A 22,771-nucleotide genomic window follows, 5' to 3' on the forward strand; every position below is an offset into this window, starting at 1 on the left:
GACGTATCGGTTACGGTGGTGTGGATGCGCGCATGAACACGCGGGTGGCGCTGTTCGCCACCTGCTACAACGACCTGATGTGGCCGGAGACTCCGAAAGCCGTTGTGCGGCTTTTGCGCCGGCTCGGGTGCCATGTCGAGTTCCCGGCCGCGCAGACCTGCTGCGGTCAGATGTTCACCAACACCGGCTATGCCGACGAAGCCATCCCTGCGGTGCGCAGTTTCGTCGCCGCCTTCGCCGGCTACGACGCCGTCGTCGCACCCTCGGGGTCCTGTGTCGGCTCGGTGCGCCACCAACACCGCGACATCGCGGCACGGGCTCGGGACCCCGGGTTGCGGAGCGCGGTGGATGCGGTTGCACCCAACGTGTACGAGCTCTCGGAGTTCCTCGTCGACGTGCTCGGTGTCACCGACGTCGGCGCCTACTTCCCGCACCGCGTCACCTACCATCCGACGTGTCATTCGCTGCGGATGCTGCGTGTCGGGGACCGCCCGTTGAGACTGCTGGAGGCGGTGCGCGGCATCGACCTCGTGGCGCTGCCGCGGGCCGACCAGTGCTGCGGATTCGGTGGCACCTTCGCGATGAAGAACGCCGACACATCGGTGGCGATGGGATTCGACAAGGCCAGGGCGGCGCGCGACACGGGTGCAGAAGTCCTTGTGGCCGGCGATAATTCATGCCTGGCGCACATCGGCGGGTTGTTGTCTCGCCAGCGCAGCGGGATGCGGGTCATGCACCTGGCCGAGATCCTCGCCTCCACCGAAGGTGATGCGGCATGACCGAACGCATCCATCCGACGTTTCAGGCCGCGGCCAGGGCCGCCCTCGGCGATTCGGTGCTGCGGCGAAATCTTGCGCACGCCACCGGGATCATCCGCGACAAGCGGGCCCGGGTGGTCGGCGAGCTGGACAACTGGGAGGAACTGCGGTTGGCCGCCGAGGCGATCAAGGACTCGGCGCTGCACAGGCTCGACGAGCATCTGCAGTCGTTCGAAGCCAAAGCCACCGCGGCCGGAGCCACGGTGCACTGGGCCCGGGACGCGGAAGAAGCCAACCGGATCGTCGTCGACCTGGTGCGGGAGCAGGGTGCGTCCGAGGTCGTCAAGGTCAAGTCGATGGCCACCCAGGAGATCGAGCTCAACGAGGCGCTGGCCGCCGCCGGGATCGCCGCGTGGGAAACCGACCTGGCCGAGCTCATCGTCCAGCTCGGGGACGACTGGCCCAGTCACATCCTGGTGCCCGCGATCCACCGCAATCGGGCCGAGGTGCGGGAGATCTTCCTGCGGGAGATGGGCAAGGTGGGGCGGGCTGCTCCGGAGGACCTGACCGACGATCCGCGCCGGCTGGCAGAGGCGGCGCGGCTGCATCTGCGGGAGAAGTTCCTGCGGGCCAGGGTCGCAGTGTCGGGCGCCAACTTCGCGATCGCCGACACCGGCAGCCTGGTGGTGGTCGAGTCGGAGGGCAACGGGCGGATGTGCCTCACGCTGCCGGACACACTGATCTCGGTGGTGGGTATCGAGAAGGTGCTGCCGTCGTGGCGGGACCTGGAAGTGCTGCTGCAGGTGCTGCCGCGCAGCAGCACGGGGGAGCGGGAGAATCCGTACACCTCGATCTGGACGGGTCCTGCGGGCGGTGACGGCCCGCAGAATGTGCACATCGTGCTTCTCGACAACGGCCGCACCCAGGTGCTCGCCGACGCGAAGGGGCGCGCCGCACTGCGCTGCATCCGGTGTTCGGCGTGCCTGAACGTGTGTCCGGTGTACGAGCGGACCGGCGGGCACTCCTACGGCTCGGTGTATCCCGGGCCGATCGGCGCTGTCCTGACGCCGCAGCTGCGCGGTACGGCCAGCGACGTGGACAAGTCACTGCCCTTTGCGTCGAGTCTGTGTGGGGCGTGCTTCGACGTGTGCCCGGTGCGTATCGACATCCCGTCGATGCTCGTACATCTGCGCACGCGGGTGGTCGACGAGAACCGGGGCGGCGTGCCGTCGGCGGAGCAGCTGGCGATGAAGGCCGCCGGCTGGGTGTTCGCCGACCACCGCAGGCTGGAGGCGGTGGAGAAGGCCGCCGGTGCCGGCGGGAAGGCCCTGCGCAGCAATCTGTTCGGTGGGAAGCAGACGTTGCGATCGCTGCCGTGGCCGGCCGGCGCATGGTCCGGGGCGCGGGACGCGCCGGTGCCGCCGGCCGAGTCGTTCCGGGCGTGGTGGGATCGGACGGACGGCGGCACTCGTGAGTGAGGCTCGGGCGCAGATTCTCGCTCGCATCCGGGCGGCGCTGGGTGACCGGCCGGCGGTCCCCGAAGTGCCGTGGACCTACGGTCGACCGGTCGGCACCGGTGGCCTCGATCTCGTCGACCGCTTCGTCGAGCGCGTCGCGGACTATCGGGCCACGATCGAGCGGGTCGGTGAGGCAGGCGTCGGCGAGGCGATCGCGCTGGCGCTGCGGGGACTTCGGAAGGTCGTCGCCGACGGGGTGGTGCGGGAGGCCTGGCCGGACAGCGCTGACTGGGTCGGCGACGGCGGTTTGACGGCCTCCCAACTCGACGGTGTCGATGCGGTCGTGACCACGGCGACGGTGGCCGTGGCCAACACCGGGACAATCGTGCTGTCGCACGGACCCGGACAGGGCCGCCGGGCATTGAGCTTGGTACCCGACGTCCACGTCTGTGTGGTCCGCGCCGACCAGATCGTCGACGATATGCCGAAAGCAGTTGCACGGCTGATGGATTCGGAGCTCCACACGCGGCCGTTGACGTGGATCAGCGGTCCCAGTGCAACCAGCGACATCGAGCTGGACCGCGTCGAAGGCGTGCACGGCCCGCGTACGCTGCATGTGATCGTCGTCGGCTAGTGGGATCTCGTTGAGGCTGGGCTGGACCATCTGATCGACCCTCGGTTGATGCAGTATGCGGACGAAGCCCACGCATTCCGCCTGCGGCGGTCAGGTGCGCGGGGACCGCGCAATTGGGATGAGCTGCAAATGGTTCGTGCCCAGCATCGCCAGGAGACGGTCTCCGTTGCGCCGGCGACCGAAGAGCTCGCCGGCGACGTCCCGGTGCGGATCATCACGCCTGCCGACGCGCCGTGCGGGGTGCTGCTCGACATTCACAGCGGCGGCTTCTACATGGGCGCCGCCAGCGACAACGATGTGCGAAACAGCGCGCTCGCCGACCGGCTCGGGGTGGCAGTGGTGAGCGTCGATTACCGGTTGGCTCCCGAACATCCCTGGCCTGCCGCGCCCGATGACTGTGAGACTGTGGCGAAGTGGCTGGCCGAATCGGCGGAAGCAAGATTCGGCACGGGCCGGCTCGTCATCGGCGGTGTGTCGGCGGGGGCGACGCTGGCCATGACGACGCTGCTGCGCCTGCGAGACCGGGGCATCGACGCCTTCGCGGGGGCGGTCCTGCAGTACGGGACATTCGACCTCAGTGCGCAGACGCCGGCCGGGCGGCCGGCGTCGATGTGGAACTTCGCGTCTATCCGGAATCTCCGCACGGCTTCACGCTGCACCCCACGGCGATGGCCCACGCCGCCCTCGACGACATCCACGGATGGATCGATGACTGCCTCGGGCAGAGAACCGATTTGAGGTCACCTGCGTCTGATCAACCTGCCCGCGCCGCTCGCAACGGTGGCATGTCTCCGAACTAGTCACGTTGGCGGTTCGACGGCGTATCAACCCACAGATTCTCCTCAGCTATCACCGCTTGGACGGAGTTACCGTCTCCACCAGGGAGGAGGCGAAGGTAGTGGCATTTCAGCTCAAAATGGTGATCTTTTCGTCAGCGCTAATCATTGTGGTCTCCGGCGGCATTCTGGGCTTCTGGGCGTACATGGAGCTGACGCACCGAGGCGACCAGCAGCGTCTCGTCGACTGCATCCGTAGGGAGACCCTCGCAGACGGCCAGAAACCGGCGATGCAGGTGGTCGAGGCGAGCATCATGGATTGCCAGGACTGAACAACGGAAAACTTCCGGTAGCCCCGGAGAGGGAACCGGGCGCGCGTCACATGCGTCTGATCAACATGTGGATTCGCCAGTGTGACCGCGACCCGAGGGCGACGCATGCTGCGTTGACCGACCGCGTCGCCCAGTACCTCGCAGGCGTCGCTGATGCCCGCACCGCTCAAAAGGGTGGTGGGTCGTCGCCGTAGCCGGGTGGCGGCGGTAGGCCTTCGCACCCAATTCGTCCGGCTTCGGTTCTCGGTTGTCGGTCGAGGGCCTGTTGTCGTTCGAGGGCGCGTTGGGTGGCGTTGTGTTCGCGTTCGGTTTTGATGCGGGCGGCTTGGTCGGCGGCGCGGGTGCGTCGTCGTTTCGGCATTTTGGCCAGTCGGTTGGGATCTGGTGGCGGAGCGGTCATCGGTGGTAGTTCGGCGGTGGTGGTGTCCCAGGCGGGGAAGAACAACCGGCTGCCAGGGACTGTGGTGTGGCGCTGCCCGGCCGGGGTGGTCCAGATCACCGTGCCATCAGGGAGTTGCTGTTCCTGCCAGCCTTCGGCGAAGGTTTTGCCGAGGTGGTGGGTGCGGCATTTGCAGTTCAGGTTGGTGACAAGTCGTTAATACGTCCCAGTCCCGTGGGTTCGTTCGGACTGAAGGGGTTTCATCGGGAGCCCACGGTGTTTTGGTGTTGCGGGCCTGGCTATGGGGTGTGTTCGGGCAGTGTGAACCGTCTGTAAGTATTTGCATGGCTGGCCCTGTGCTGGCTGACAGGATCGCTGTCGCCCTCCTGATTGGGTGTGACTCGTGAATCGTCGGGCCCCCGTGAAGGGTGCTCTTCCGAGGATCTGTCCATCCGATCGGGGGCGGCAACGCCGGCCCGGTCCTGCTTCGGTGGCTTGATTGGAATCCTGCCCGACTCGTTGCCGCGGGTCGCACCCCTGTGTTACTAGTGAACGGCTGCTGGCCTCATCATCCGTTGTGTGACCTTCAGCATGACCCGTCTTGGCATAAAGCGGTAACAGCAGGCAAGTAAACTGTTCCGTGCACCCGATACAACGGTAGGGGTGGACTTAGAAACAGCACTAAGGGCAGCGTCTACAACTTGTTTTGGCGTCTGTCGCGCTTCCGACATGAACTGCTCACCCGAGCGTGCGAAAAACTCGGTCTCGGTTGGTCCCGGGCATACGGTCAACACACGGACGCCGGCTTCGCGGGTTTCCTGCCATAGAGCCTCGGTGAAAGAGAGGACAAACGCCTTCGTTGCTCCATACACCGCCATGCTGGGAGTTGGTTGGAACTGGGCTTGACCCCGTTTGGTGGACACAGGGTCAGGCGGCTTGTGCCGTCTGAGTGATCCGGTTCTCGTAGTCGACCGGTGAGGTCATTCCGAGGGCCGAGTGGCGCCGGCGGCGGTTGTAAACCCGTTCGATCCAGTCGCCGACGGCGAGCTTAGCGGCTGCCTTGGTGGGCCACAAGTAGCGGTCATAGAACTCGACTTTCATTGTGCCCCAGAATGATTCCTGCTGGGCGTTGTCCCAGCACACTCCGGTACGGCCCACTGAGCGGGCCAGGTTGTGATCGCGGGCGAACCGGGCCAGCTGCGCGCTGGTGAATTGGCAGCCGCGGTCAGCGTGCAGCACGACCTGCTCGGCCAACTCGCCGCGCATCGCCACCGCCATCGCCACGGCCGCCTCGACCAGGTCGGTGCGCATGTGCTCATCGATGGCCCAGCCGATCACCCGCCGGCTGCAGCCGTCGCGGACCGCGCACAGGTACAGCCAGCCCTCACCGGTGCGCAAATACGTGATGTCCGACGTCCAGACCCGGTCGAGTTCGCCGACGTCGAACCGGCGTTTGACCAGGTCTTTGGGCACCGGGGCATCCAGATCGACGATCGTGGTCGCCGGCGCGAAGGTACGTGGGCTGATCCCGGCCAGGCCCTGGCGACGCAGCGAGGCGGCCACCGTCTTGCGCGACACCGTCTCACCGCCATCGCGCAGGTCGGCCAGGATCCGTGGAGCGCCGTACACGCCGTCAGAGGCCTTGTGGAAGGCCGCGACCTTGGCGTCGAGCTCGGCACGCCGCTGCGCCGCCAGCGAGGGTCCCGCGGCCTGGGTTTTGCGCCATTTGTAGAACCCTGAGCGAGAGACTTCCAGCAGTTCGCACATCCGGGTGATCGCGTAGGTGGCCTTCTCCGCTTCGATCAGAACGTAGGCGTCTACGGGTTCTGTTCGGAGGCGAAGAAGGCCGCGGCTTTTTTCAAAAACTGCCGGTCCAAACGCAATTCGGCGTTCTCCTTGCGTAACCGCTCCAACTCGGCCCGCTCATCAGCATCAAGCACCGCGCCATTATCCCCGGCGCAGGCGGCGCGCCGAGCCTGGTGCACCCAGCGGCCCAGCAATTGCTCACCGACACCGATCTCGGCGGCCACATGAGCGATCGGACGACCCGTCTCGATCACCAGGCGGGCAGCCTGCTCCCGAAACTCCGGGGTGTACTTCTTACGCTTGCCCGACATACGGACATCCTTCCCGTGAGACCAGCAGTCCCACCAGTCAGGTGTCCACCATCAGGGGTCAACCCCAGAACGCGGCGGTCGAAGCGATGTTGATGACAAGGTCGTGGCCTGCCTTCACCATTCCCGGAAGGAACCGCGCAGTCAGGTCTACTACAGTTATACTATTAAGTTGAATTTGCGCTAAATGCGTTTCAATATTCTGAGTCAAAAATCACCATGAATACCTGCGCCCGCGTTATTTATCAGAACATCGATATGCCGGTCGAGTAAGGCTACTTGCCGAGAAATCTCCGCTCCCGATTGAGGAGTCGACAAATCGGCTTCTATCAAATCAATACGGACGCGAGGTTTGCGCTTGTTGAGCACGTCGCGGACTTCAGCGAGCCTATCGGTATTACGTGCCACCAAGACGAGGTCGACCTCTCGATCAGCGAGCTGTGCTGCGAACTCTGCGCCTATGCCGCCGCTTGCTCCCGTAATTAGTGCAGTAGTTCCGGGTCGTATCATTTGCGTCTCCTTATATAACTAATGGCTTGCTTCTATTCGCCCGTGTCAACTTGTTGATGGCGCTCAGGATGATCAGCTCAGTGACTGCCACAACGAGCGGTAGGTCACGCGAGTCCCACCAGGCCAAGTTTCCTCAGGTCCGCTATCGTATTTCGCGACGAGGCCCGGAGTAATGTGCGGGATGGACGAGGTGCCATTACCCGATTCTCGGAGAGCTGTGGCAAATTTATCCGCCGGGACGGCTGAGCCGCTCAGCGCAGTTTGCGGTTGCCGGTAGCCGTCCATCAGTGTGTAGACGGAGTACTTCCGTAATGATTCTGGCAGTCCGCGGACAGCAGTATCGAACCGCATAAACCAATCACCATAGTGGTCGATGCGTCGGATCGGCTCGCCCGCTTCAATGAGCCAGTCGACGATGACATCCAACGATACGGCGTCTTCATGCGGGTTGACGACGTTGTACGAATGAAACCCTTCTTCGAACTGTGAGCCAAGTGCTGCAACTGCCGCAGCGACGAAATCTGCCGGCAGGCCGTCAAAGTGAGCGGTAATCCTGGATTCTGCGTTTTCGGCGGAATAGAAGGAGCGCGGTGCGATACCGGTCGCCAGGAGGCTCAAGATTAGCCGGGTAAAGGGGCTCTTCGCAGTTGAGGGTGTAGAGGTGATCGGCGCGTCGCTGCCGGATAGGGGTCGAGGTCTCTCGAAGATGAAGGTTCCTACACGCCTCATCCGAAAGACCTCGACGTGCCCAACGCTACCGGTCGAGCGGGCTTCGCCTGCGCTGACCTGACCACTTTCTGCCGCCTCGACGACCTCGGGTTGGAGGTGACCGGCCAGCAGGTCCACCCCGATCACGCGGTACTGGCGTGCCGAGTCACCGACGAGGACCGCTGGTCCGCCGCTGCGGCGAGGAAGGCCGTGCCCGTGACAGCCTCACCCGAGAACTGGCTCATGAGCCGTTCGGGCGCCCCACCACACTGCTGGTCACGATCCGTTGCTACCGCTGCGCCGGCTGTGCCCGTGTGTGGCGCCAAGACCTCAGCAACGCCGCCGAACCACGCGCCAAGCTATCCCGGAGCGCTCTGCAGTGGGCGCTCAAAGCCATTGTCTGCCAACACCTGACCGTCACCGGCGTCGCCGAAGCCTTGGCAGTATCGTGGAACACCGCCAACAACGCCGTCCTGGCCGAAGGCCAGCGAGTGCTGATCGCCGACCCGGCCCGCTTCGACGGCGTGCGCGTGATAAGGCAGCGTGAGATTCATCGACTTCACGCCAGCGCCGGTTCGGGCGCTTCAAAGCGATTCAGGCTGGTCATGTCGCCCCGACTAGGGAACTATGACGTCATGCCGACACTGATGGATGTGTGGGATTCCACACGGATGAGGTTGCTGATCGAACTGGATCGGGCTTCGAGCCTCTCCGCAGCGGCTGCTGCCATCGGAATCAGCCAGCCTTCGGCCAGCGAGCATTTACGTCTGTTGAACTCGGCAGCCGGCGAGCCCGTAGCCGAACGTTCTGGTCGGTCACTGGTACTGACCCCCGCGGGCCAGATCCTGGCACGCTGCGCTTCGCAGGCACTGGCCAGCCTCGCTGCAGGTGAATCAACGCTGGCCGCGCGCGCCGGATTGCGATCGGGAGTGTTATCCGTCGGCGCGTCGTCGGTGCCAGGTACTTACATCTTGCCCGCTGTCGTCGCGTCTTTCATCGCCCGCTGCCCAGACGTCGCCGTGAGGGTCTCCGTCGGTTCGACTGAAGCCGTGATGGAGTGGCTACACAAGGGGCGGATTACTCTTGCCATCATCTGCAGTGAGTCCAAGTTGCCCGGTCTTCGCTCCGAGAGCATCGGCGCTGACGAGATCGTCGGCATCTGCAGTCCCGGCGCAGTCGACATCTCCTCCGATGGCTGCGTTTCCCTCGACCAGTTGAAGTCTCGAACACTGTTGGTTCAGGAACATGGTTCGAGCACCCGTGCGCAAGCCCTGCGGCTGCACACGGCAGATCCGGGTTGGGGTGCGGTGTGGGAGATGGGCTCGATCGACGCGATCAAGCGCGTAGCTCGCCAGAGCACCGGAATCGGGTTCGTTTCCATTTATGCCATTACGGATGAGCGACGGCGCGGTGAGCTCGTCGACTTCACGGTCTCGGGGGTCGATTGGGGCCAGCGGGATGTCCGTGCGGTGACATTGCGGAACGTAGTCCAGGCACCCGCTGATCGATACTTCCAGGCGCTGCTCACCGAAGCGATCGCCAAGGGATCTGGAACCTGAGGCGTCGCCAGCCCGTAGCTGGCCACCGCTTCACCCTGCCCGCTGTGAATGTGCGCGTTGGCTACCGTCCACCTATTGGTAATTCCGAGGTCCGATCTCGGTCATATGCCATTTGCATATATACGACGCCGTTTCCTTGGCCTTTGATATCGGCTAATCCTATTCTTCGGTGGACGTCCAAATGGGCAGTGGGTGGACCAAGATTTAATCGAATGAGGTGCCAGATTGTCGTTGCGAGACAACGCTGTTGACGTCTTGATCATCGGCGCAGGGGTGGTGGGAACATCGATCGCGCGGGAGCTCTCGCTCCTCGACATCGACGTCGCCGTGGTTGAGCGATGGCACGACGTCGGAGAAGAGACGTCCAAAGCCAATAGTGGTGTGGCCAACTGCGGATGGTCGGCTGCCCCGGGCAGCCTGGAAGCGCAGCTGATCCTGGCTTCGGCGCCCCAGTGGGAGAAGATCGCGGAAGATCTCGGTGTCGCCTTCCGTCGTGTGGGAATCACGATGCTCGCATTGACCGAGGACGAGGTCAAAGAGTTGCCGAAGTGGGCCGAACGTGCCCAGAAAAACGGGGTCGACGCCCATCTCCTGACTGGGGACGAGGTGTCTCAGGAGGCACCGCACGCGTCCACCAAAACGCTCGCGGGCCTCCACATCCCCGACGAAGGCGTGGTCGACTCGGTGCGCCTATCGGTGGCCTATGCCGAGCAGGCTGCGCTCAACGGTGTCCGTTTCTACTTCTCGGAACCGGTCAAGAGCGCGAAGAACGACGACGGCCGGGTGTTGTCCGTCGAGACTTCACGACGAACCTTCCGGCCCAGGTTCGTGGTGAACGCCGCCGGGCTCGGTGCCGACCAGGTGTCGCGCGCACTCGGCGGCGAAGAGTTCACGGTCACGCCGCGACGCGGACAGTGGGCGTTGCTCGACCGCGAATTCGGCGCCCAGGTCCCGGGCATGCTGACCGGGGTCCCGGGGAAGCTTGGGCACGGCCCGATGGTGCTGCCCACCGCGCACGGCTCGGTGTTGTTGGGACCGACAGCCGAAGACCAAGACGACAAGCTCGACCGGTCAACGGATGAGGACGGGCTCGACGCCGTCCTGCGTCGGTGCATGGACATGATGCCGTCTATCGACTTGAGCTATGTGACCAAACGTTTTGCCGGCGTGCGCGCCAATTCCGATCCGACCTATCGCATCGGATGGTCGGAGTCTGCCGAGAATCTCTTGCAAGTCGCCGGAATTCGCTCCACTGGCGTCTCGGCTTCGCCGGGGATTGGCCCGTACGTGACCACCCTGCTCTGGGAACGAGGCCTTAGCACCCATGCGGCGCCGAATCCTGTTCGCACCCTGAGTTACTCTAGCCCGCTCTGGCAGGACCTGGATTGTGCACGCGCAGCCGCCGACCCGCTCGGGCGCACCGTCATCTGCGCGTGCGAGAAGGTCACTGCGGCTGATATTCACCAAGCGCTGTCATCGCCTTTGCCCGCGACGTCGATCGCCGGCGTCGCCCGCCGAACACACGCAACATGGGGCCGGTGCCAAGGTTCAGCGTGTCTGTCCGGTGTTTCGTTCATCACCTCGCTCTACACGGGCCATGAGCCCTGGCAGATCCCATATCACGAAGAAGGCTCCGACTTGGGGGTGGGAAACACCAATGACTGACGTGATGGTGGCCGGCGGTGGCCGCTGTGGACTTCACGCGTCCCGGATGCTGGCCGAACGAGGGTTGACGGTGACTCTGGTGGAACGACTCCCACAGGCCGGGGGGCAGGAGCCTGAGCGCGATGCGGCGACACTGGTCAAAGCGGCACAAGCCGCGGGTGTCAAGCTGGTCTTGGGCACGCTGGCAGTCGAATACCGTAACGGAAGCCTGTCGACACTGGGTATCGACGGCGCCACCAGCACCGCTATCACAGCGCTCGTTCTCGCGACTGGAACGCGACCCCGAACCCGAGCTGAGCTCAACATCGGTGGTGAGCGAGGAAGTGGCGTGTTGCCGGGATCAGCAGCCCTTCACTTTCTGGACGCCGGCTTACTGCCTGGCCGTCGACCCGTCGTTATCGGTGCCGGCGAGTTGGCGCATCACCTGAGCAGCAAGCTGCTGAGCAAGGGTGCTGAGCGAGTGACCGTGGTGACTGCCGGGCCGGGAACAGGTGTATGGCAAGCAGGCGTGCAGGTATACGACCAGGCGACTCCCAAAGCCGTGCTTGGCTTTCCGCGCCTTCACACTCTCGTGATCGAGACTGCGGACGGTCCTGTAGAGCTTCACGCGGACTCGGTGATCCTGGCCGCCGGGCGAATTCCTATGCGCAACATCGAGGGAGCCGTGTTCTCCGACGCTCCGACGGTCTACGAGTGCTTTTCAACGGCGGATCCAAAGACAGATCACGAGTCGCTGGCTGTGGCGACCGAAACCGTCCGTCAAATAGACAGCCGCCTCCGCTGAGGCACGAACACTGGAGAAGATCATGCAAGTCTTGTCGCCCGTAGGGAGATTCCCCGTAACCGTCGACGGTGTCCATATCCAAGACCGCCGTATTGTCGTGAAGGCCTCGCTGGGTGCGTGGCGATCCGAGGTCACGCTAGAGAGATCCGATCTACCACTGGTGTCCGTCGTTCTGGCAGTTCTGGGCGTTGTACCGCTGGCCGCCTTCGGTATCGGACGCTGGTCAACCTCCTCGAAACGGACGAAATAAATTGGCAAGCAACATTTTCAACGAGATCGTCAGTGCGGCGCTGGCCGGTCACTACGGCGTCCTGGGGCTCAATGTCTTTGATGAGTTGACATTGCGAACCGCCGTTGAGGCTGCAGAGGCAGAGAAAGCGCCGATCATCATCCAGACATCTGTGAAGACAGTGAAATCCATTGGCGCAAGGCGCCTATCGGATCATTTCAAGCTGGTATCCTCAGCTTCCGGATCGCCGGTGTCACTGCACCTGGACCACTGCCCGGACCGGGGTGTCATCTCAGAATGCATCCGCGAGGGCTGGGATTCGGTGTTGTTCGATGCATCCCACTTGTCGTTGGGCGAGGCGACTGCCCAGACCAAAGAGGTGGTGGAGGAAGCTCACGCCCGCGGGGTGAACGTCGAAGGCGAGGTCGAGGGAATCCAAGGCGTCGAGGACGGCATCGGCAGCGACGACGCTCCTACTCTGTACCCGCTCGAGAAGGTCATCGAGTTCATCAATGTCACCGGGATCGACTGTTTCGCACCAGCCATCGGAAACGCACACGGCCTCTATAAGCAAGAGCCCCAGCTGGATATCCAGCGGGTCCGGGATCTCGTCGCCGCCACAAACATCCCTATGGCCTTGCACGGCGGATCGGGACTCTCTGCAGAACAATTCGGCGAACTGATCGCCGCGGGGTGTGCAAAGGTCAACATTTCGACCGCATTGAAGCGTGCCTTTATCGAGGGATACCGAAATTATCTCACTGCGCACCCCTCGGCCGCGGAACCGCTGACAGTAATCGCGCAAGTACGGCAAGACCTTCAACAGATCGTGGTCCACTACATCCGACAGTTCGGCAGTGCCGGCTCGGTGTCGTCGTGAAAGCGCTTATTCTCGACTGCGATGGTGTTCTTGCCGACACCGAACGGGACGGCCATCGAGTCGCGTTCAATAGGGTTTTTGCGGAAAACAAAGTCGCATTCCAGTGGACCGACGAGACTTACCGGCAGGCTCTGCAGGTCGGCGGCGGCAAGGAGCGGCTACGCGCTCTCCTATCCCGAGAATTCCTCGAGCAACACGAACTCACCAATGGAATCGAACTCGAAACCCTGATCGCGACATGGCATCGGCGAAAGACCGAACTATATGTCGAATTGCTCGACTCTGGTGCAATTAAGGCTCGCTCCGGCGTTCGACGGTTGTCTCGCGAAGCGCTTCGACAAGGTTGGCTACTCGCAGTCGCGTCGACCTCTGCGCACGAATCAGTCCGTGCGGTCCTGAACAAGGTGATGGGAGCGGACCTGGCCGGCCACTTCACTGTGTGCGCGGGCGATGATGTTCAGCTGAAGAAGCCTGCACCGGACATTTATCTGCTTGCCCTCAATCGGTTGGGCGTCAAGGCCGGGGACGCAGTTGTTGTCGAGGACTCCGCGATAGGTGTACAGGCGGCGCTCACAGCCGGCATCACTGCTGTAATCGCGACACCAAGCACTTACACGATCCATGAAGATCTCAGCGCTGCAGCAGTGGTCGTCAGCGAGCTCGGAGACCCGGGCCAACCGATACAGAACGCTGGGAAAGGTTTGGACGAGAGCATGACTGACGGAGTAGTCGAATACAGACATCTATTAGAACTCCTGAACGTCAAGGCTCCGCATACAGAAGTGAGGGGTCATGCAAATAGTCAGTAACATAGTTCTCTACACCATGATGGCGTTCGTCCTCATCGGTGCTGCATTTGCGATACGTAACAGTGATTCCGGAATTGGGAAGGAATTTCTTCAAGGTATTCATTCCATCGGCCACTTGTTCGTCCCGGTAGCGGGGATCATGGCGTCCATCCCATACCTGACCACCGCGGTCGAGAAGGGCGCCGGGCCGATCTGGCAAGCATTGGGGGCCGACCCTTCGATCGCGGCAACCACATTCATCGCTTCCGATATGGGCGGGTATCAACTTGCCTTCGCTACGGCGGGTGATAGCGGAGCGTGGATCACGGCAATGGTGACAGGGTTCATGGCCGGTGCGACGATTGTGTTCACCGTCCCCGTTGGTCTCGCGATGCTACAGAAGACCGACCAGCGATACATGGCATTGGGCATCATGTCGGGCGTGCTCACAATCCCGATCGGGGTCTTGGTGACCATGGTGATCATAATGATCACGCGTCCGCTCATCCGTGGAGATGTGCGAACAACCGGGCCTTCGGAGACTGTGATTGACGGCCTCAACATTCAAGAGCTACTCGCCAATCTGCTCCCCCTGCTGCTGATCGTCGTAGCCATCGCCGCCGGACTGAAGTTCGCACCGGGATTTATGATCAAGGCGTTCATCATCTTTGGCCGCCTGATCGATGCGGCCGTGAAGATAATCCTCGCACTGTCGATCGTCGAGTACTTCACCGGTATCTTCACGAAGATGTTCGGAGCGTGGGGATTCGAGCCGATCATTGCCACGGCGGATGACCACTTCCGTGCCCTCGAGGTCGTCGGTGCGGTCGGAATCATGCTCGCAGGTGCGTTTCCCATGGTCTACGCGATCAACAAATTTCTCGCCGGGCCACTGAGCCGCCTGGGGAATCGGGTAGGAATCGGCGAAACCGGAGTCACCGGAATGCTCGGCGGTGCTGCAAATGCGCTCGCGCTCTTCCACGTCGTCAAGAACATGTCGCCGCGGGATAAGGTGATATCGATCGCGTTCGTGGTATGTGGTGGCTTCTTGCTGGGCGATCACCTGTCATTCACGGCCAACTTCCAGCCAAACTTGATCGGCGCTGTGCTCGTAGGAAAGCTGACTGCGGCCATTCTCGCCATCGTCCTGGCACGCTACATCGCGGTACCCACCGCTGAGCGATTGGCTCAGAAGGACGAACCGTTCCTCGACTCCGGCACACACGCGTAGCGGCCAGGGCGACCCATGACTAACTCAGATTCCACCGCACAGCGTGACTTGGAAACCGTCGTTCGAGCGCAATGGCCGAGCCGACCCTGGAAGTCGGTCGCGCTAGACGGCGGCATGACGAATCGTAATTGGCGGGTCACCGTCGAATCAGATTCCAGTGGCGCACAAGAGGATTTCGCCGTTCAACTGTTGCTCTCCAACGAGCTCGCAGCGCGTATCGGAATCAACCGCCACACTCAGAAGCAGGTAATGCCGATTGTCGAAGAACTGAAGCTGGGCCCGAAACTCGTGGCATGGCGACAAGGCGATCCATGTGCTCTGATCACTGACTTCCTCGAGAACGCCGGCGCATCCGGACCCGAAGACCGCTCGCGGGTAATCACCCTGGCTGCCGCCGCATTGTCTCGACTGCATAAGAACACCCGCGGGACTCGGTTGCGAAACTACATCTCGGACCCGTTCGATGGCGCTGAGTGGCTATTCCGGAGGGTCGAGGAATTGATCCCGCAGGCGTCCGCTCCCTTCACGTGGGCGATCGAATTGAGTAGGCGCTGCCAGCGGGCTCGAGGCACGTACGAACCCTGCTTGCTACACGCAGACCTTTCGGTTGGCAACGTGCTGGTCTCGCAGTCGGGCGTAAGCCTCATCGATTGGGAGTATGCGGGCGGCGGAGACAGGTTCTTCGATTGTGGTGATTTTGCCGAGAAGTGGGAGTTGAGTGCCGTCGAGGAACGCCAATTCGCCGACGAGTACAACTCGACGGGGGATTCACTCGAATATCTGCTCGCGGCTCTGCGAATGTATCGCTTCCACAGCCGCTTGCGCGAGGCGCTATGGGCGGCGGCGGCCAGCACCACGCACTTCACCGAGTTCGACCATTCCGCCTATAGCCGCGCCTGTATGACGCGCCTGGACGACATCGCCGCCAGCAAAGCGTTCCAAGACAGCCTAAGTCTGGTAAAAGCCACCACTGAGATAAAGGAAGTGCAGTGCTCGTAACATCCCTTCACCCAAACCTCGACTCCGCCACAGTGATCAGGGAACGACAGTTGCGGGTCGAGTCGGGGGCCTCGGAATACGTTCACGCAGTTCACCCCTCGATCCTGGCGCAGGTCGAGACTGGTTCGGCGGTGAATGTCTCTGCTCGCTTCCGCGAGGTTGTTGATCTGTTCGAGCCGAAGCGAGAATCCACACCAGCCGGTTTCCGTGTGGAGACCACCGGGACACACTCTGTCACCCTGGATCTCGTTCGCGATATCGGCTATGCCCGGGATGGGCAACGTAGGCCGACGTCATTGCTGTTCTCGGCAGACTCTGCCAACCCGTACGAAATCGCCGAATGTCGCGATCTGATTGCCAATGTGACCTGCAATCCGGGGATCGTCTACGACCTTTTTCTCAACAACCCGGAGGCCAACGTTGGCGGCCAATTCTCTGATCTCAACGAAGTGTTACAGGCAATAGGAGACGAGGTCGGCCCCGGGTGTGACATCTCCGTCGAACTCCACGATCCGTACGAACAGGACTTCGCCAAGATACTCGACGAGATTCAGATGTACGAGGATATCCTGTCGCGCTACCGCCTGGTGGTCAAAGTCCCTCATACAGGAGCGATCTCACCCTCAGCTTCGAGTCAGCTCCTGACTGGCGATGGTCTACTGAACAACCGATACTATGACGGATCTCCCGAGGATCTCCTACGCGGACATTCCTTGGCGCACAAGCTGCATGAGTTGGGTCACCGCGTCAACTTCACGCTTATGTTCGAGCCGTATCAGACACCTCTCGCATTGCAGATCCGGCCATATTTCATCAACGCTTTCATACGTAACCGGCTCAGTGCCACGCGTCGTATATCGGGGTTGCTGGCCGCATTCGAAGCCACTGAGGATTCCTGGTTCATCAGAGAACTTCGGCAGTACTTGATTGCGAACCACTACTTGGGTAAGGGCGACGCTGAACTCGACCTCCTTGAAACCCTGTCTCAGGCCAAGCGGATGGTGGCTTATCGCCACAATGAAAGCAGCGATGGCTTGGACAGCGCTCGTGCCTCAGTGCGCTGGCTGCGCGCATCAAATCTGCCTGATTCACGATTGATCGTCTGTTCTCTCGACGGAGACACGCTGTTCCCGATGGTGATGTCGATGCTGGTCGAGCCAGAGTTCATCGATCTCCAGGATCGCGTGTTACTCACGACTGATCCACGCTATTTGGCGCGCTGGGCGAGCAGCCCCCATGTCATCAGCTATCAACAGAGATTTTTGAAGGCGTGCGAAGGAAGTGTGTCACGAGTGCCTTCTTCCGCGAGTTGAGTGGCGAGAAGGGCGGGGTTTGACCCCGGGCACCGGATAGGTGTGGAGTCGTAAACAACTCTCCACGTGTTCCGCCGCGCTGCACTTTTCTGGGGAACCCCAGTTGGCTACGGGGCAGAACACCTGCCCGTCCGCTTGCGGCGTGCCCGGTGCCACTGGTCTTCGACACCTGACCTCACCGAATGTTTCATAGCCGGATCGTAAGCTGCCGTGCGTGGTCGCTGCGTAGCAGAGGGATTCAGCGTCCATATATCGCGTGGTGAATAGCGGTGGGACGAGTTGGCCTGTAAGCCGGATTCTGTACCTCGCCGGGATCTTCCGGCGAGGTGGCGACCATCCATCTGGACACACCGTCGCCGGGTGCCTCAAGCGGCCTACCCGCAAACTCGGGCGAGCAGCCCTTGAACGCTTGCGCAGCCACAACCAGGTTGCGGCCTTCTTGGCCTTGCTTCGGGTGGGGTTTACCTAGTGTCCTGAGTCATTAATTCGGGTGCAGTAGTTGGCGATGTTGGCCAGGATTTGGTCGGCGGTCTTGGTCCAGACGTAGGGCCGGGGGTTGTTGTTCCAGTGCTGGATCCAGGCGCGGATGTCGGCGTTGAGTTGGCGTACCGAGGTGTGGGTTCCGCGGCGCAGTTTCTTGGTAGTCAGTTCCGCGATCCAGCGTTCGACGAGGTTGAGCCAGCTGGAGCTTGTCGGTGTGAAGTGCAGGACGAACCGGGGATGGTTTGTCAGCCAACGCTTTACCGCCGGCGTCTTGTGGGTGGAGGCGTTGTCGAGGACGACGTGGCAGTCCAGATCGGCGGGGACTTCGGCGTCGATCTTTTTGAGGAAGGCCAGGAATTCCTGGCTACGGTGCCGGGCGTGAAGCGAGCCGATGACCTGGCCGGTGGCCAGATCCAACGCCGCGTACAGGCTCGACGTACCGTGACGGACGTAGTCGTGGCTGGCACGCGCCGGGGTGCCTGGCAGCATCGGGAACACCGGCGCGGTGCGATTGAGTGCCTGGATCTGGGTTTTCTCATCCACACACAGCACCACCGCGCGTTCGGGCGGGTCGAGGTAGAGCCCGACGACGTCACGGACCTTCTCCACGAACAAGGGATCTTTCGACAGCTTCCACGAGTCCTGTTTGTGCGGCGCCAATCCGAACGCCCGCCAGACACGGGAGACCATCGATTGACTCAACCCGAGATGCTCGGCCATCGACCGCGTCGACCAGTGCGTAGCGTCCTTGGGAGCAGACTCCAGCGTCTGGGTGATCAACGCCTTGATCTGCTCGTCACCCACGACCCGCGGCCGGCCTGGACGCGGTTCGTCGAGCAGGCCGTCACAGCGCAACTCCACGAACCGATTGCGCCACCGTTTCACCGTTGACCGCGAGACCCCCAGGTTGGCCGCCAACTCTGTGTTGGACCCGCCGTCGGCAGCCGCCAACACAATTCGCGACCGCAGTGCCAACCCCGCCGCACTGCTCCGACGCCGCGCCCACCCCTCCAACTCGGCACGTTCAGTATCGGTCAACACGATCGCAGCAGCCTGAGGAGTGGGCATGACCCAGTCTAACAACTGAGCCGTAATTAATGACTCAGGACACTAGCCATCCCGGTCACCCGGGATGCTGGTGCGCTCTTACCGCACCGTTTCACCCTTACCTCCCTTGCGGGTGGCGGTCTACTTTCTGTGGCACTGTCCCGCGGGTTTCCCCGGATTGCCGTTGACAAGCACACTGCTCTGTGACGTCCGGACTTTCCTCGATACCAGTAAAGAAAGTTCTCACATTGCAGGTCAGAGACGTTCTTTTATCCGCGACTTGATGGTTGGCGTCGGCTCGTGTTGCCACTGCCGGGCGGGCTGTCGACTGGGTTGCCGGTGGCGGTTGTCGTGCTGGCGGACGCGATGAGGCTGTGGATCGTCGCGGTGGCTGTTGATCTGCGGGCGTCGGATGATTGTCCTGGCTGCTTGGTCGTACGGGCGGCGGACGGAGGGTGAAGCGTAGCGACCGGCGCGGACGGGAGCGCCAGCGGACGGGAGCACAGGGAGCGAAGCGAAGCCCGCAGGGAGCCGCCAAAGTGACGGAACCGTGGTCAGAGATGAGGTGATGGCGTGCGTGGGCGACGACGTGCCAGTGCGGTGGTGGACACGACTGCCGAGAGCGTTCGGTGATTCGGCCCGGTGTCGGTGGCTGTGAGGTCGTCGGCACAGGTCCGTGCGCTGGCTGCGGTGTGTTGACGGCGCTGCCGTGGTGTGGGGATGCTGGTGGGTGATGAGTGCGGTGGCCGAGCAGACGCTACTGATGGAGATCACGGGCACGCTGGTGCAGGATTTTCCTGGCACTACCCGCGTGGACATTGATGCTGCGGTGCGGCGGGCGTATGCGCGGTTCGATGCGAGTCGGATCCGGGATTTCGTTCCGCTGTTTGTCGAGAAACGCGCGCGCCGCGATCCTCGGGAGCGGTGTTCGGCCGCTTTAGTCTGAGGCTTGTCTGAAGTCGCCCCCTGTCGTTAAGGCTGGGGGCGACGCCTCGTTTCGGGATACACCAGGGGCTGTTTCGGTTCGTGGCAGTGCTGTGTTCCGGCAGGTGGCGGGGGCCTTGCTGCGCTGCGGTGCCTAGGTTCGGCGCACCATGGTGAGGAGGTCGATGAGGGTGGCGGCGTGGCAGCCGAGGTGGTCGAGGGCGGCGTGCCCTTTGGCTTCGGTCGCCAGTGAGGGGTAGCCGATGACGCCGGTGGTGGTGTAGGCGCTGATGCCGAGGGTGGTCAGGTGGCGCCGGTCGGTGGCGGTGTGATCGGTCTGTGCCCAGCCGTCGCGCAGGTAGTCGGGGTGGCTGGCGAGGAGGATGGAGGTTTCGAGTTCGCCGGCGTGCATATCGTCGTGGTTGCTGCTGGTGATGGCGGCGGCAGTGCGGGCCTCGGTCCAGTCTTCACGACTCGGATACAGGCCCACGTTCAGCGGGCCGGCGGGCTGGTTGGCTTGCTGCACGACATTGGTGAGCACGGCGTTGCCGCCGTGCGCGTTCACCACAATCAACCCACGCATGCCCTGGCCGGTCAGGGACTGGCCGATATCGGCGATGATCGCGGCCAGGGTGGTGGCGCTGATACTGATGGTGCCGGGGTAGGCAGCGTGTTCATGTGAGCAGCCGAACGTGATCGGCGGCAGCGCTAGAACCTGGTGGTGCTCGGTGATGGCTGCGGTGATCGCGCAGGCGATCAGGGTGTCGGTGCCCAACGGTAGGTGGGGGCCGTGCTGCTCGAAGGCCCCCACCGGCAGCACCGCGACCGCGCTGGTCGCGGCGGGGTCGGTGGTGGTGAGGTCGGGGATGATGTCGTGGCTCACGACGGGTCTCCTTGGGTGGCGTTTCGGATGCGTGCACCGAGTGCTTGTAGCAGCGGGTCGGCGTCGTTGCGGCGGCGGTTACGCACGAGCGTGTGTGCCCGGGCAAGATGTCGGTGCGCGCGTTGTGAGGGTGCTGATTGGTAGGCGGGGATCGCGGTGTCGGCCAACACCAGCGCGAGGCGGTATTCGCGCACAGCGATGTAGGCGTGCAGCAGCCGCATATCGGCCACGGCGCGGTCGCGATGCTGCTGGGAGGTCCACTGCGCGTGATGACCGGTGAGCAGTTCCAGCGCCTTGTCGTTGTTGCCGAGCCGTAGATGCCCGGCGGCGATGTCGCTGGCCACATAGGCGGCGTGGGCATAGGGGGCCCGATCACCAGGCACCGGGTCGATATCACCGAGATCGAGTGCGGCGGCAGCGTGCCGGTAGAAACTGCGTTCATCACCATTGTGCAGCGCGGCCAGGGCCTGCTGGCGGGCAATGCTGGCCTTCAAGCGCCCCGCTTCGCGGCCCTCGACGAGTTCGGCGGCGTCGGCGGCCAGATCGACGGCCAGACTCGCCTCACTGTGGGCCAGAATGTTGGATTGGCGCATCAAGATCATCGCCTGCACCTCGGGGCTGGCCATCCGCAGGTGCAGAAACGCCTTATGCGTCAAAGTTTGGGCGGCGGCGTGATCACCGAGGTCTTGGGCGATCCAGCCGGCCACCTCGGCGATCGTTCCGGCCGCCTCAGTCACCGCGCGTTTGAGCCGTCGCGGCGCCGTTTTGATGAGGGCTTCGACGGTATCGAGATCACGTTCCACCAACGGGCGGGCGTGCTGCGGGCCGAGAGCATGTTCGGCCTCAATATGCGCCGAGCGTTGCGCCGTGATCACCGCCAGGATGTCCTCGTCGACGAGCGTGTCAAGTTTTTTGTGTAAGTCGGTTGTGTGATTTTCCTGGTGGTTGTCGTTACAGATACGGCTCGATGCGGTCCGGGTAGACCAGAACGAGTTGTTCGAGGGCTTTCTTCCAGTTGGTGACGACCTGTCCTTCCACAAGTCGTCCGGGGGCTGTTCGGCAACGTTTCTGTTTGCGTTCTTTGGCGCGTTCAGCGGCGCGTTTGTCCTCGATGTTGCAGATGGCCAGCCAGAGCAGTTTCACCGCGGCGGCGTCGTTGGGGAACTGGCCGCGGGTCTTGGTGACCTTTCGCAGCTGGTAGTTCAGCGATTCGATCGAGTTCGTGGTGTAGATCACCCGGCGCAGCTCGGGCGGGAACGCCAGGAACGGAATGAACTGCTCCCATGCCCGCTCGAAAACCCGTGTCACCGTGGGATTTTTCTTACCCAGTTCCGATGCGGTGAACGCGTCGAGCTCGGCGCGGGCGGCCTCGGCGTTGGGTGCGGTGTAGATCGGTTTCAGTGCTGCAGCCACCGTCTTGCGGTCGCTGTAGGACACGAACCGCAACGCGTTGCGAATCAGGTGCACCACACAGGTCTGAACCGCTGCTTGCGACCAGGTCGCTGCGATCGCTTCGGGGAAGCCGGTGAGCCCATCGCAGCACACGATCAGCACGTCGCGGATACCGCGGTTGGACAGGTCGGCACACACCGAGGCCCAAAACGCCGCTCCTTCGTTCTGCTGGACCCAGATGCCCAGGACGTGCTTGATTCCGGCCATATCGACGCCCACGGCGATGTGAGCGGCCTTGTTGCGGGTGTGGCCGCCGTCTTTGACCTTGACCACGATCGCGTCGAGGTAGATCACCGGGTAGATCGGGTCCAGCGGCCGGCGCTGCCAGACCAACACCTCCTCGGAGATCTCGTCGACGATCTTGGAGATCGTCTCATGCGAAACGTCGGTTCCGATCGTGGAATCAAGGTGAAATTGGATGTCGCGCAACGTCATTCCACCGGCATACAGCGAGATGATCATGTCGTCGAGCCCGCCGATGCGGCGCTGCCCCTTGGGCACCAGCCGCGGCGTGAACGAGCCGTCACGATCACGCGGGACATCCAACGGGACCGGGCCGGCCTCGGTCTGCACCGTCTTGGCTGAGCTGCCGTTGCGGGCATTGGGCAGCGCCCGACCAGCCGGGTCGCCCTTCTCATAACCCAGATGATCGGTCAACTCCGCGGCCAGGCCCCGCTCGAGAGCGAGCTTGATCAGCCCGGGCAGCAGGCCACCCTCACCGGTCAGCGCCACCTCGCCGGAATCGATCTGAGCCAGCAAATCGTCCACCGCACCCGAAGCCCGAAGCGCCTCGGCCATCTCCACGGTGGAAACCACCTCACCCAGCTGCAAATCCTCGTCCTTGCCTGTCACCATGTCCTGAGATC

General features: G+C 62.8%; 21 protein-coding genes, 1 other RNA gene and 3 pseudogenes. 15 read left to right on the forward strand and 10 right to left on the reverse strand.

Annotated features, from left to right (window positions below):
- Positions 1–32: 32 nt before the first annotated feature.
- From BN976_RS28425 to BN976_RS28445, 5 genes and pseudogenes are all read left to right on the forward strand, one after another.
- Complete coding sequence (locus BN976_RS28425; protein WP_011779924.1) at positions 33–779, forward strand: (Fe-S)-binding protein; 747 nt, start codon at positions 33–35, stop codon at positions 777–779.
- Entirely contained in the window at positions 776–2,236 is a 1,461-nt protein-coding gene (locus BN976_RS28430) for a LutB/LldF family L-lactate oxidation iron-sulfur protein (RefSeq protein WP_011779925.1), read from the forward strand. The genes BN976_RS28425 and BN976_RS28430 overlap by 4 nt, the downstream gene beginning before the upstream one ends.
- Positions 2,229–2,849 (forward strand): LutC/YkgG family protein, encoded by a 621-nt coding sequence (locus BN976_RS28435; protein ID WP_036376213.1) that lies wholly within the window; start codon positions 2,229–2,231, stop codon positions 2,847–2,849. Before BN976_RS28430 ends, BN976_RS28435 begins: the two co-directional genes overlap by 8 nt.
- A gap of 48 nt (positions 2,850–2,897) precedes the next feature.
- Positions 2,898–3,649: pseudogene (locus BN976_RS28440) on the forward strand (alpha/beta hydrolase).
- Between the two features lie 98 nt (positions 3,650–3,747).
- Complete coding sequence (locus BN976_RS28445; protein WP_041306424.1) at positions 3,748–3,957, forward strand: hypothetical protein; 210 nt, start codon at positions 3,748–3,750, stop codon at positions 3,955–3,957.
- A gap of 166 nt (positions 3,958–4,123) precedes the next feature.
- Here the strand turns inward: BN976_RS28445 and BN976_RS32965 are convergent.
- The 5 genes and pseudogenes from BN976_RS32965 to BN976_RS33645 form a co-directional block, all read right to left on the reverse strand.
- Positions 4,124–4,543, reverse strand: a pseudogene (locus tag BN976_RS32965) (HNH endonuclease signature motif containing protein); the annotation flags it as partial.
- 338 nt (positions 4,544–4,881) lie between these two features.
- The gene (locus tag BN976_RS32970) at positions 4,882–5,259 is read right to left on the reverse strand and encodes an SDR family NAD(P)-dependent oxidoreductase (protein WP_222949735.1); all 378 of its coding nucleotides are present in this window, start codon (positions 5,257–5,259) and stop codon (positions 4,882–4,884) included.
- Positions 5,260–5,263: 4 nt separating this feature from the next.
- A protein-coding gene (locus BN976_RS28450; protein WP_109489527.1) for an IS3 family transposase occupies positions 5,264–6,453 on the reverse strand; the annotation gives its coding sequence in 2 pieces (ribosomal slippage) (positions 5,264–6,183 and positions 6,183–6,453; 1,191 coding nt in all).
- A gap of 204 nt (positions 6,454–6,657) precedes the next feature.
- Positions 6,658–6,960 carry an SDR family NAD(P)-dependent oxidoreductase gene (locus BN976_RS32975; RefSeq protein ID WP_084182408.1) on the reverse strand — a complete coding sequence of 101 codons (303 nt, stop codon included), beginning with the start codon at positions 6,958–6,960 and terminating at the stop codon, positions 6,658–6,660.
- Between the two features lie 72 nt (positions 6,961–7,032).
- Positions 7,033–7,806 (reverse strand): hypothetical protein, encoded by a 774-nt coding sequence (locus BN976_RS33645; RefSeq protein ID WP_185296625.1) that lies wholly within the window; start codon positions 7,804–7,806, stop codon positions 7,033–7,035.
- Here BN976_RS33645 and BN976_RS28460 point away from each other — a divergent pair.
- From BN976_RS28460 to BN976_RS28500, 9 genes and pseudogenes are all read left to right on the forward strand, one after another.
- Positions 7,705–8,204: pseudogene (locus BN976_RS28460) on the forward strand (ISL3 family transposase); the annotation flags it as partial. The gene BN976_RS33645 and the pseudogene BN976_RS28460 sit on opposite strands and share 102 nt — an antisense overlap.
- Before the next feature lie 135 nt (positions 8,205–8,339).
- A complete protein-coding gene (locus BN976_RS32980) occupies positions 8,340–9,227 on the forward strand; it encodes a LysR substrate-binding domain-containing protein (protein ID WP_229480072.1) in 888 nt (295 codons plus the stop codon).
- 225 nt (positions 9,228–9,452) lie between these two features.
- Positions 9,453–10,892: an NAD(P)/FAD-dependent oxidoreductase gene (locus tag BN976_RS28465; protein ID WP_082902014.1), complete on the forward strand. Its 1,440-nt coding sequence runs from the start codon at positions 9,453–9,455 to the stop codon at positions 10,890–10,892.
- A complete protein-coding gene (locus BN976_RS32985) occupies positions 10,885–11,676 on the forward strand; it encodes an FAD-dependent oxidoreductase (RefSeq protein WP_067991389.1) in 792 nt (263 codons plus the stop codon). Before BN976_RS28465 ends, BN976_RS32985 begins: the two co-directional genes overlap by 8 nt.
- Positions 11,677–11,927: 251 nt before the next feature.
- On the forward strand, positions 11,928–12,785 hold the full coding sequence (locus BN976_RS28475; protein ID WP_067991392.1) for a class II fructose-bisphosphate aldolase: 858 nt from the start codon (positions 11,928–11,930) through the stop codon (positions 12,783–12,785).
- Entirely contained in the window at positions 12,782–13,594 is an 813-nt protein-coding gene (locus BN976_RS32990; protein ID WP_073908053.1) for an HAD-IA family hydrolase, read from the forward strand. The genes BN976_RS28475 and BN976_RS32990 overlap by 4 nt, the downstream gene beginning before the upstream one ends.
- Positions 13,595–13,610: 16 nt before the next feature.
- Positions 13,611–14,804, forward strand: a complete 1,194-nt coding sequence (locus BN976_RS28485) for an ethanolamine utilization protein EutH (protein WP_158498048.1) — start codon at positions 13,611–13,613, stop codon at positions 14,802–14,804.
- A 15-nt stretch (positions 14,805–14,819) separates the two neighbouring features.
- Entirely contained in the window at positions 14,820–15,803 is a 984-nt protein-coding gene (locus BN976_RS32995; protein WP_073908056.1) for a phosphotransferase, read from the forward strand.
- Positions 15,804–15,853: 50 nt separating this feature from the next.
- The gene (locus BN976_RS28500; protein WP_133167750.1) at positions 15,854–17,116 is read left to right on the forward strand and encodes a transaldolase; all 1,263 of its coding nucleotides are present in this window, start codon (positions 15,854–15,856) and stop codon (positions 17,114–17,116) included.
- A gap of 465 nt (positions 17,117–17,581) precedes the next feature.
- Here the strand turns inward: BN976_RS28500 and BN976_RS28505 are convergent, their stop codons facing one another.
- Both BN976_RS28505 and rnpB read right to left on the reverse strand, forming a co-directional pair.
- Entirely contained in the window at positions 17,582–18,667 is a 1,086-nt protein-coding gene (locus BN976_RS28505; RefSeq protein WP_036376233.1) for an IS630 family transposase, read from the reverse strand.
- Between the two features lie 33 nt (positions 18,668–18,700).
- Positions 18,701–18,897: RNase P RNA component class A (gene rnpB / locus BN976_RS33005), an RNA gene on the reverse strand.
- A 482-nt stretch (positions 18,898–19,379) separates the two neighbouring features.
- On the opposite strand from rnpB, the gene BN976_RS28510 reads away from it, so the two are divergent.
- Positions 19,380–19,592, forward strand: a complete 213-nt coding sequence (locus BN976_RS28510) for a three-helix bundle dimerization domain-containing protein (protein ID WP_036376236.1) — start codon at positions 19,380–19,382, stop codon at positions 19,590–19,592.
- Positions 19,593–19,724: 132 nt separating this feature from the next.
- On the opposite strand, the gene BN976_RS28515 is transcribed toward BN976_RS28510, so the two are convergent.
- The 3 genes from BN976_RS28515 to BN976_RS28525 are packed head-to-tail and all read right to left on the reverse strand — an operon-like array spanning position 19,725 to position 22,760.
- Positions 19,725–20,453 carry a creatininase family protein gene (locus BN976_RS28515; RefSeq protein ID WP_036376238.1) on the reverse strand — a complete coding sequence of 243 codons (729 nt, stop codon included), beginning with the start codon at positions 20,451–20,453 and terminating at the stop codon, positions 19,725–19,727.
- Positions 20,450–21,493: an NsdA family TPR-like regulatory protein gene (locus BN976_RS28520; RefSeq protein WP_235622160.1), complete on the reverse strand. Its 1,044-nt coding sequence runs from the start codon at positions 21,491–21,493 to the stop codon at positions 20,450–20,452. The genes BN976_RS28515 and BN976_RS28520 overlap by 4 nt, the downstream gene beginning before the upstream one ends.
- Entirely contained in the window at positions 21,405–22,760 is a 1,356-nt protein-coding gene (locus BN976_RS28525; protein ID WP_036376147.1) for an IS256-like element ISMva4 family transposase, read from the reverse strand. Before BN976_RS28525 ends, BN976_RS28520 begins: the two co-directional genes overlap by 89 nt.
- Between the last annotated feature and the right edge of the window lie 11 nt (positions 22,761–22,771).

Source organism: Mycolicibacterium austroafricanum (assembly GCF_000612725.1).
GTDB lineage: Bacteria > Actinomycetota > Actinomycetes > Mycobacteriales > Mycobacteriaceae > Mycobacterium > Mycobacterium austroafricanum.

Bases quoted from the DNA above. Each gene is read 5' to 3' on its own strand.
- BN976_RS32975 (WP_084182408.1), bottom strand. From the start codon at position 6,960: ATGATACGACCCGGAACTACTGCACTAATTACGGGAGCAAGCGGCGGC.
- BN976_RS28510 (WP_036376236.1), top strand. From the start codon at position 19,380: ATGAGTGCGGTGGCCGAGCAGACGCTACTGATGGAGATCACGGGCACG.
- BN976_RS28425 (WP_011779924.1), top strand. From the start codon at position 33: ATGAACACGCGGGTGGCGCTGTTCGCCACCTGCTACAACGACCTGATG.
- BN976_RS32985 (WP_067991389.1), top strand. From the start codon at position 10,885: ATGACTGACGTGATGGTGGCCGGCGGTGGCCGCTGTGGACTTCACGCG.
- BN976_RS28525 (WP_036376147.1), bottom strand. From the start codon at position 22,760: ATGGTGACAGGCAAGGACGAGGATTTGCAGCTGGGTGAGGTGGTTTCC.
- BN976_RS32995 (WP_073908056.1), top strand. From the start codon at position 14,820: ATGACTAACTCAGATTCCACCGCACAGCGTGACTTGGAAACCGTCGTT.
- BN976_RS28430 (WP_011779925.1), top strand. From the start codon at position 776: ATGACCGAACGCATCCATCCGACGTTTCAGGCCGCGGCCAGGGCCGCC.
- BN976_RS32980 (WP_229480072.1), top strand. From the start codon at position 8,340: ATGAGGTTGCTGATCGAACTGGATCGGGCTTCGAGCCTCTCCGCAGCG.
- BN976_RS28505 (WP_036376233.1), bottom strand. From the start codon at position 18,667: ATGCCCACTCCTCAGGCTGCTGCGATCGTGTTGACCGATACTGAACGT.
- BN976_RS28485 (WP_158498048.1), top strand. From the start codon at position 13,611: ATGATGGCGTTCGTCCTCATCGGTGCTGCATTTGCGATACGTAACAGT.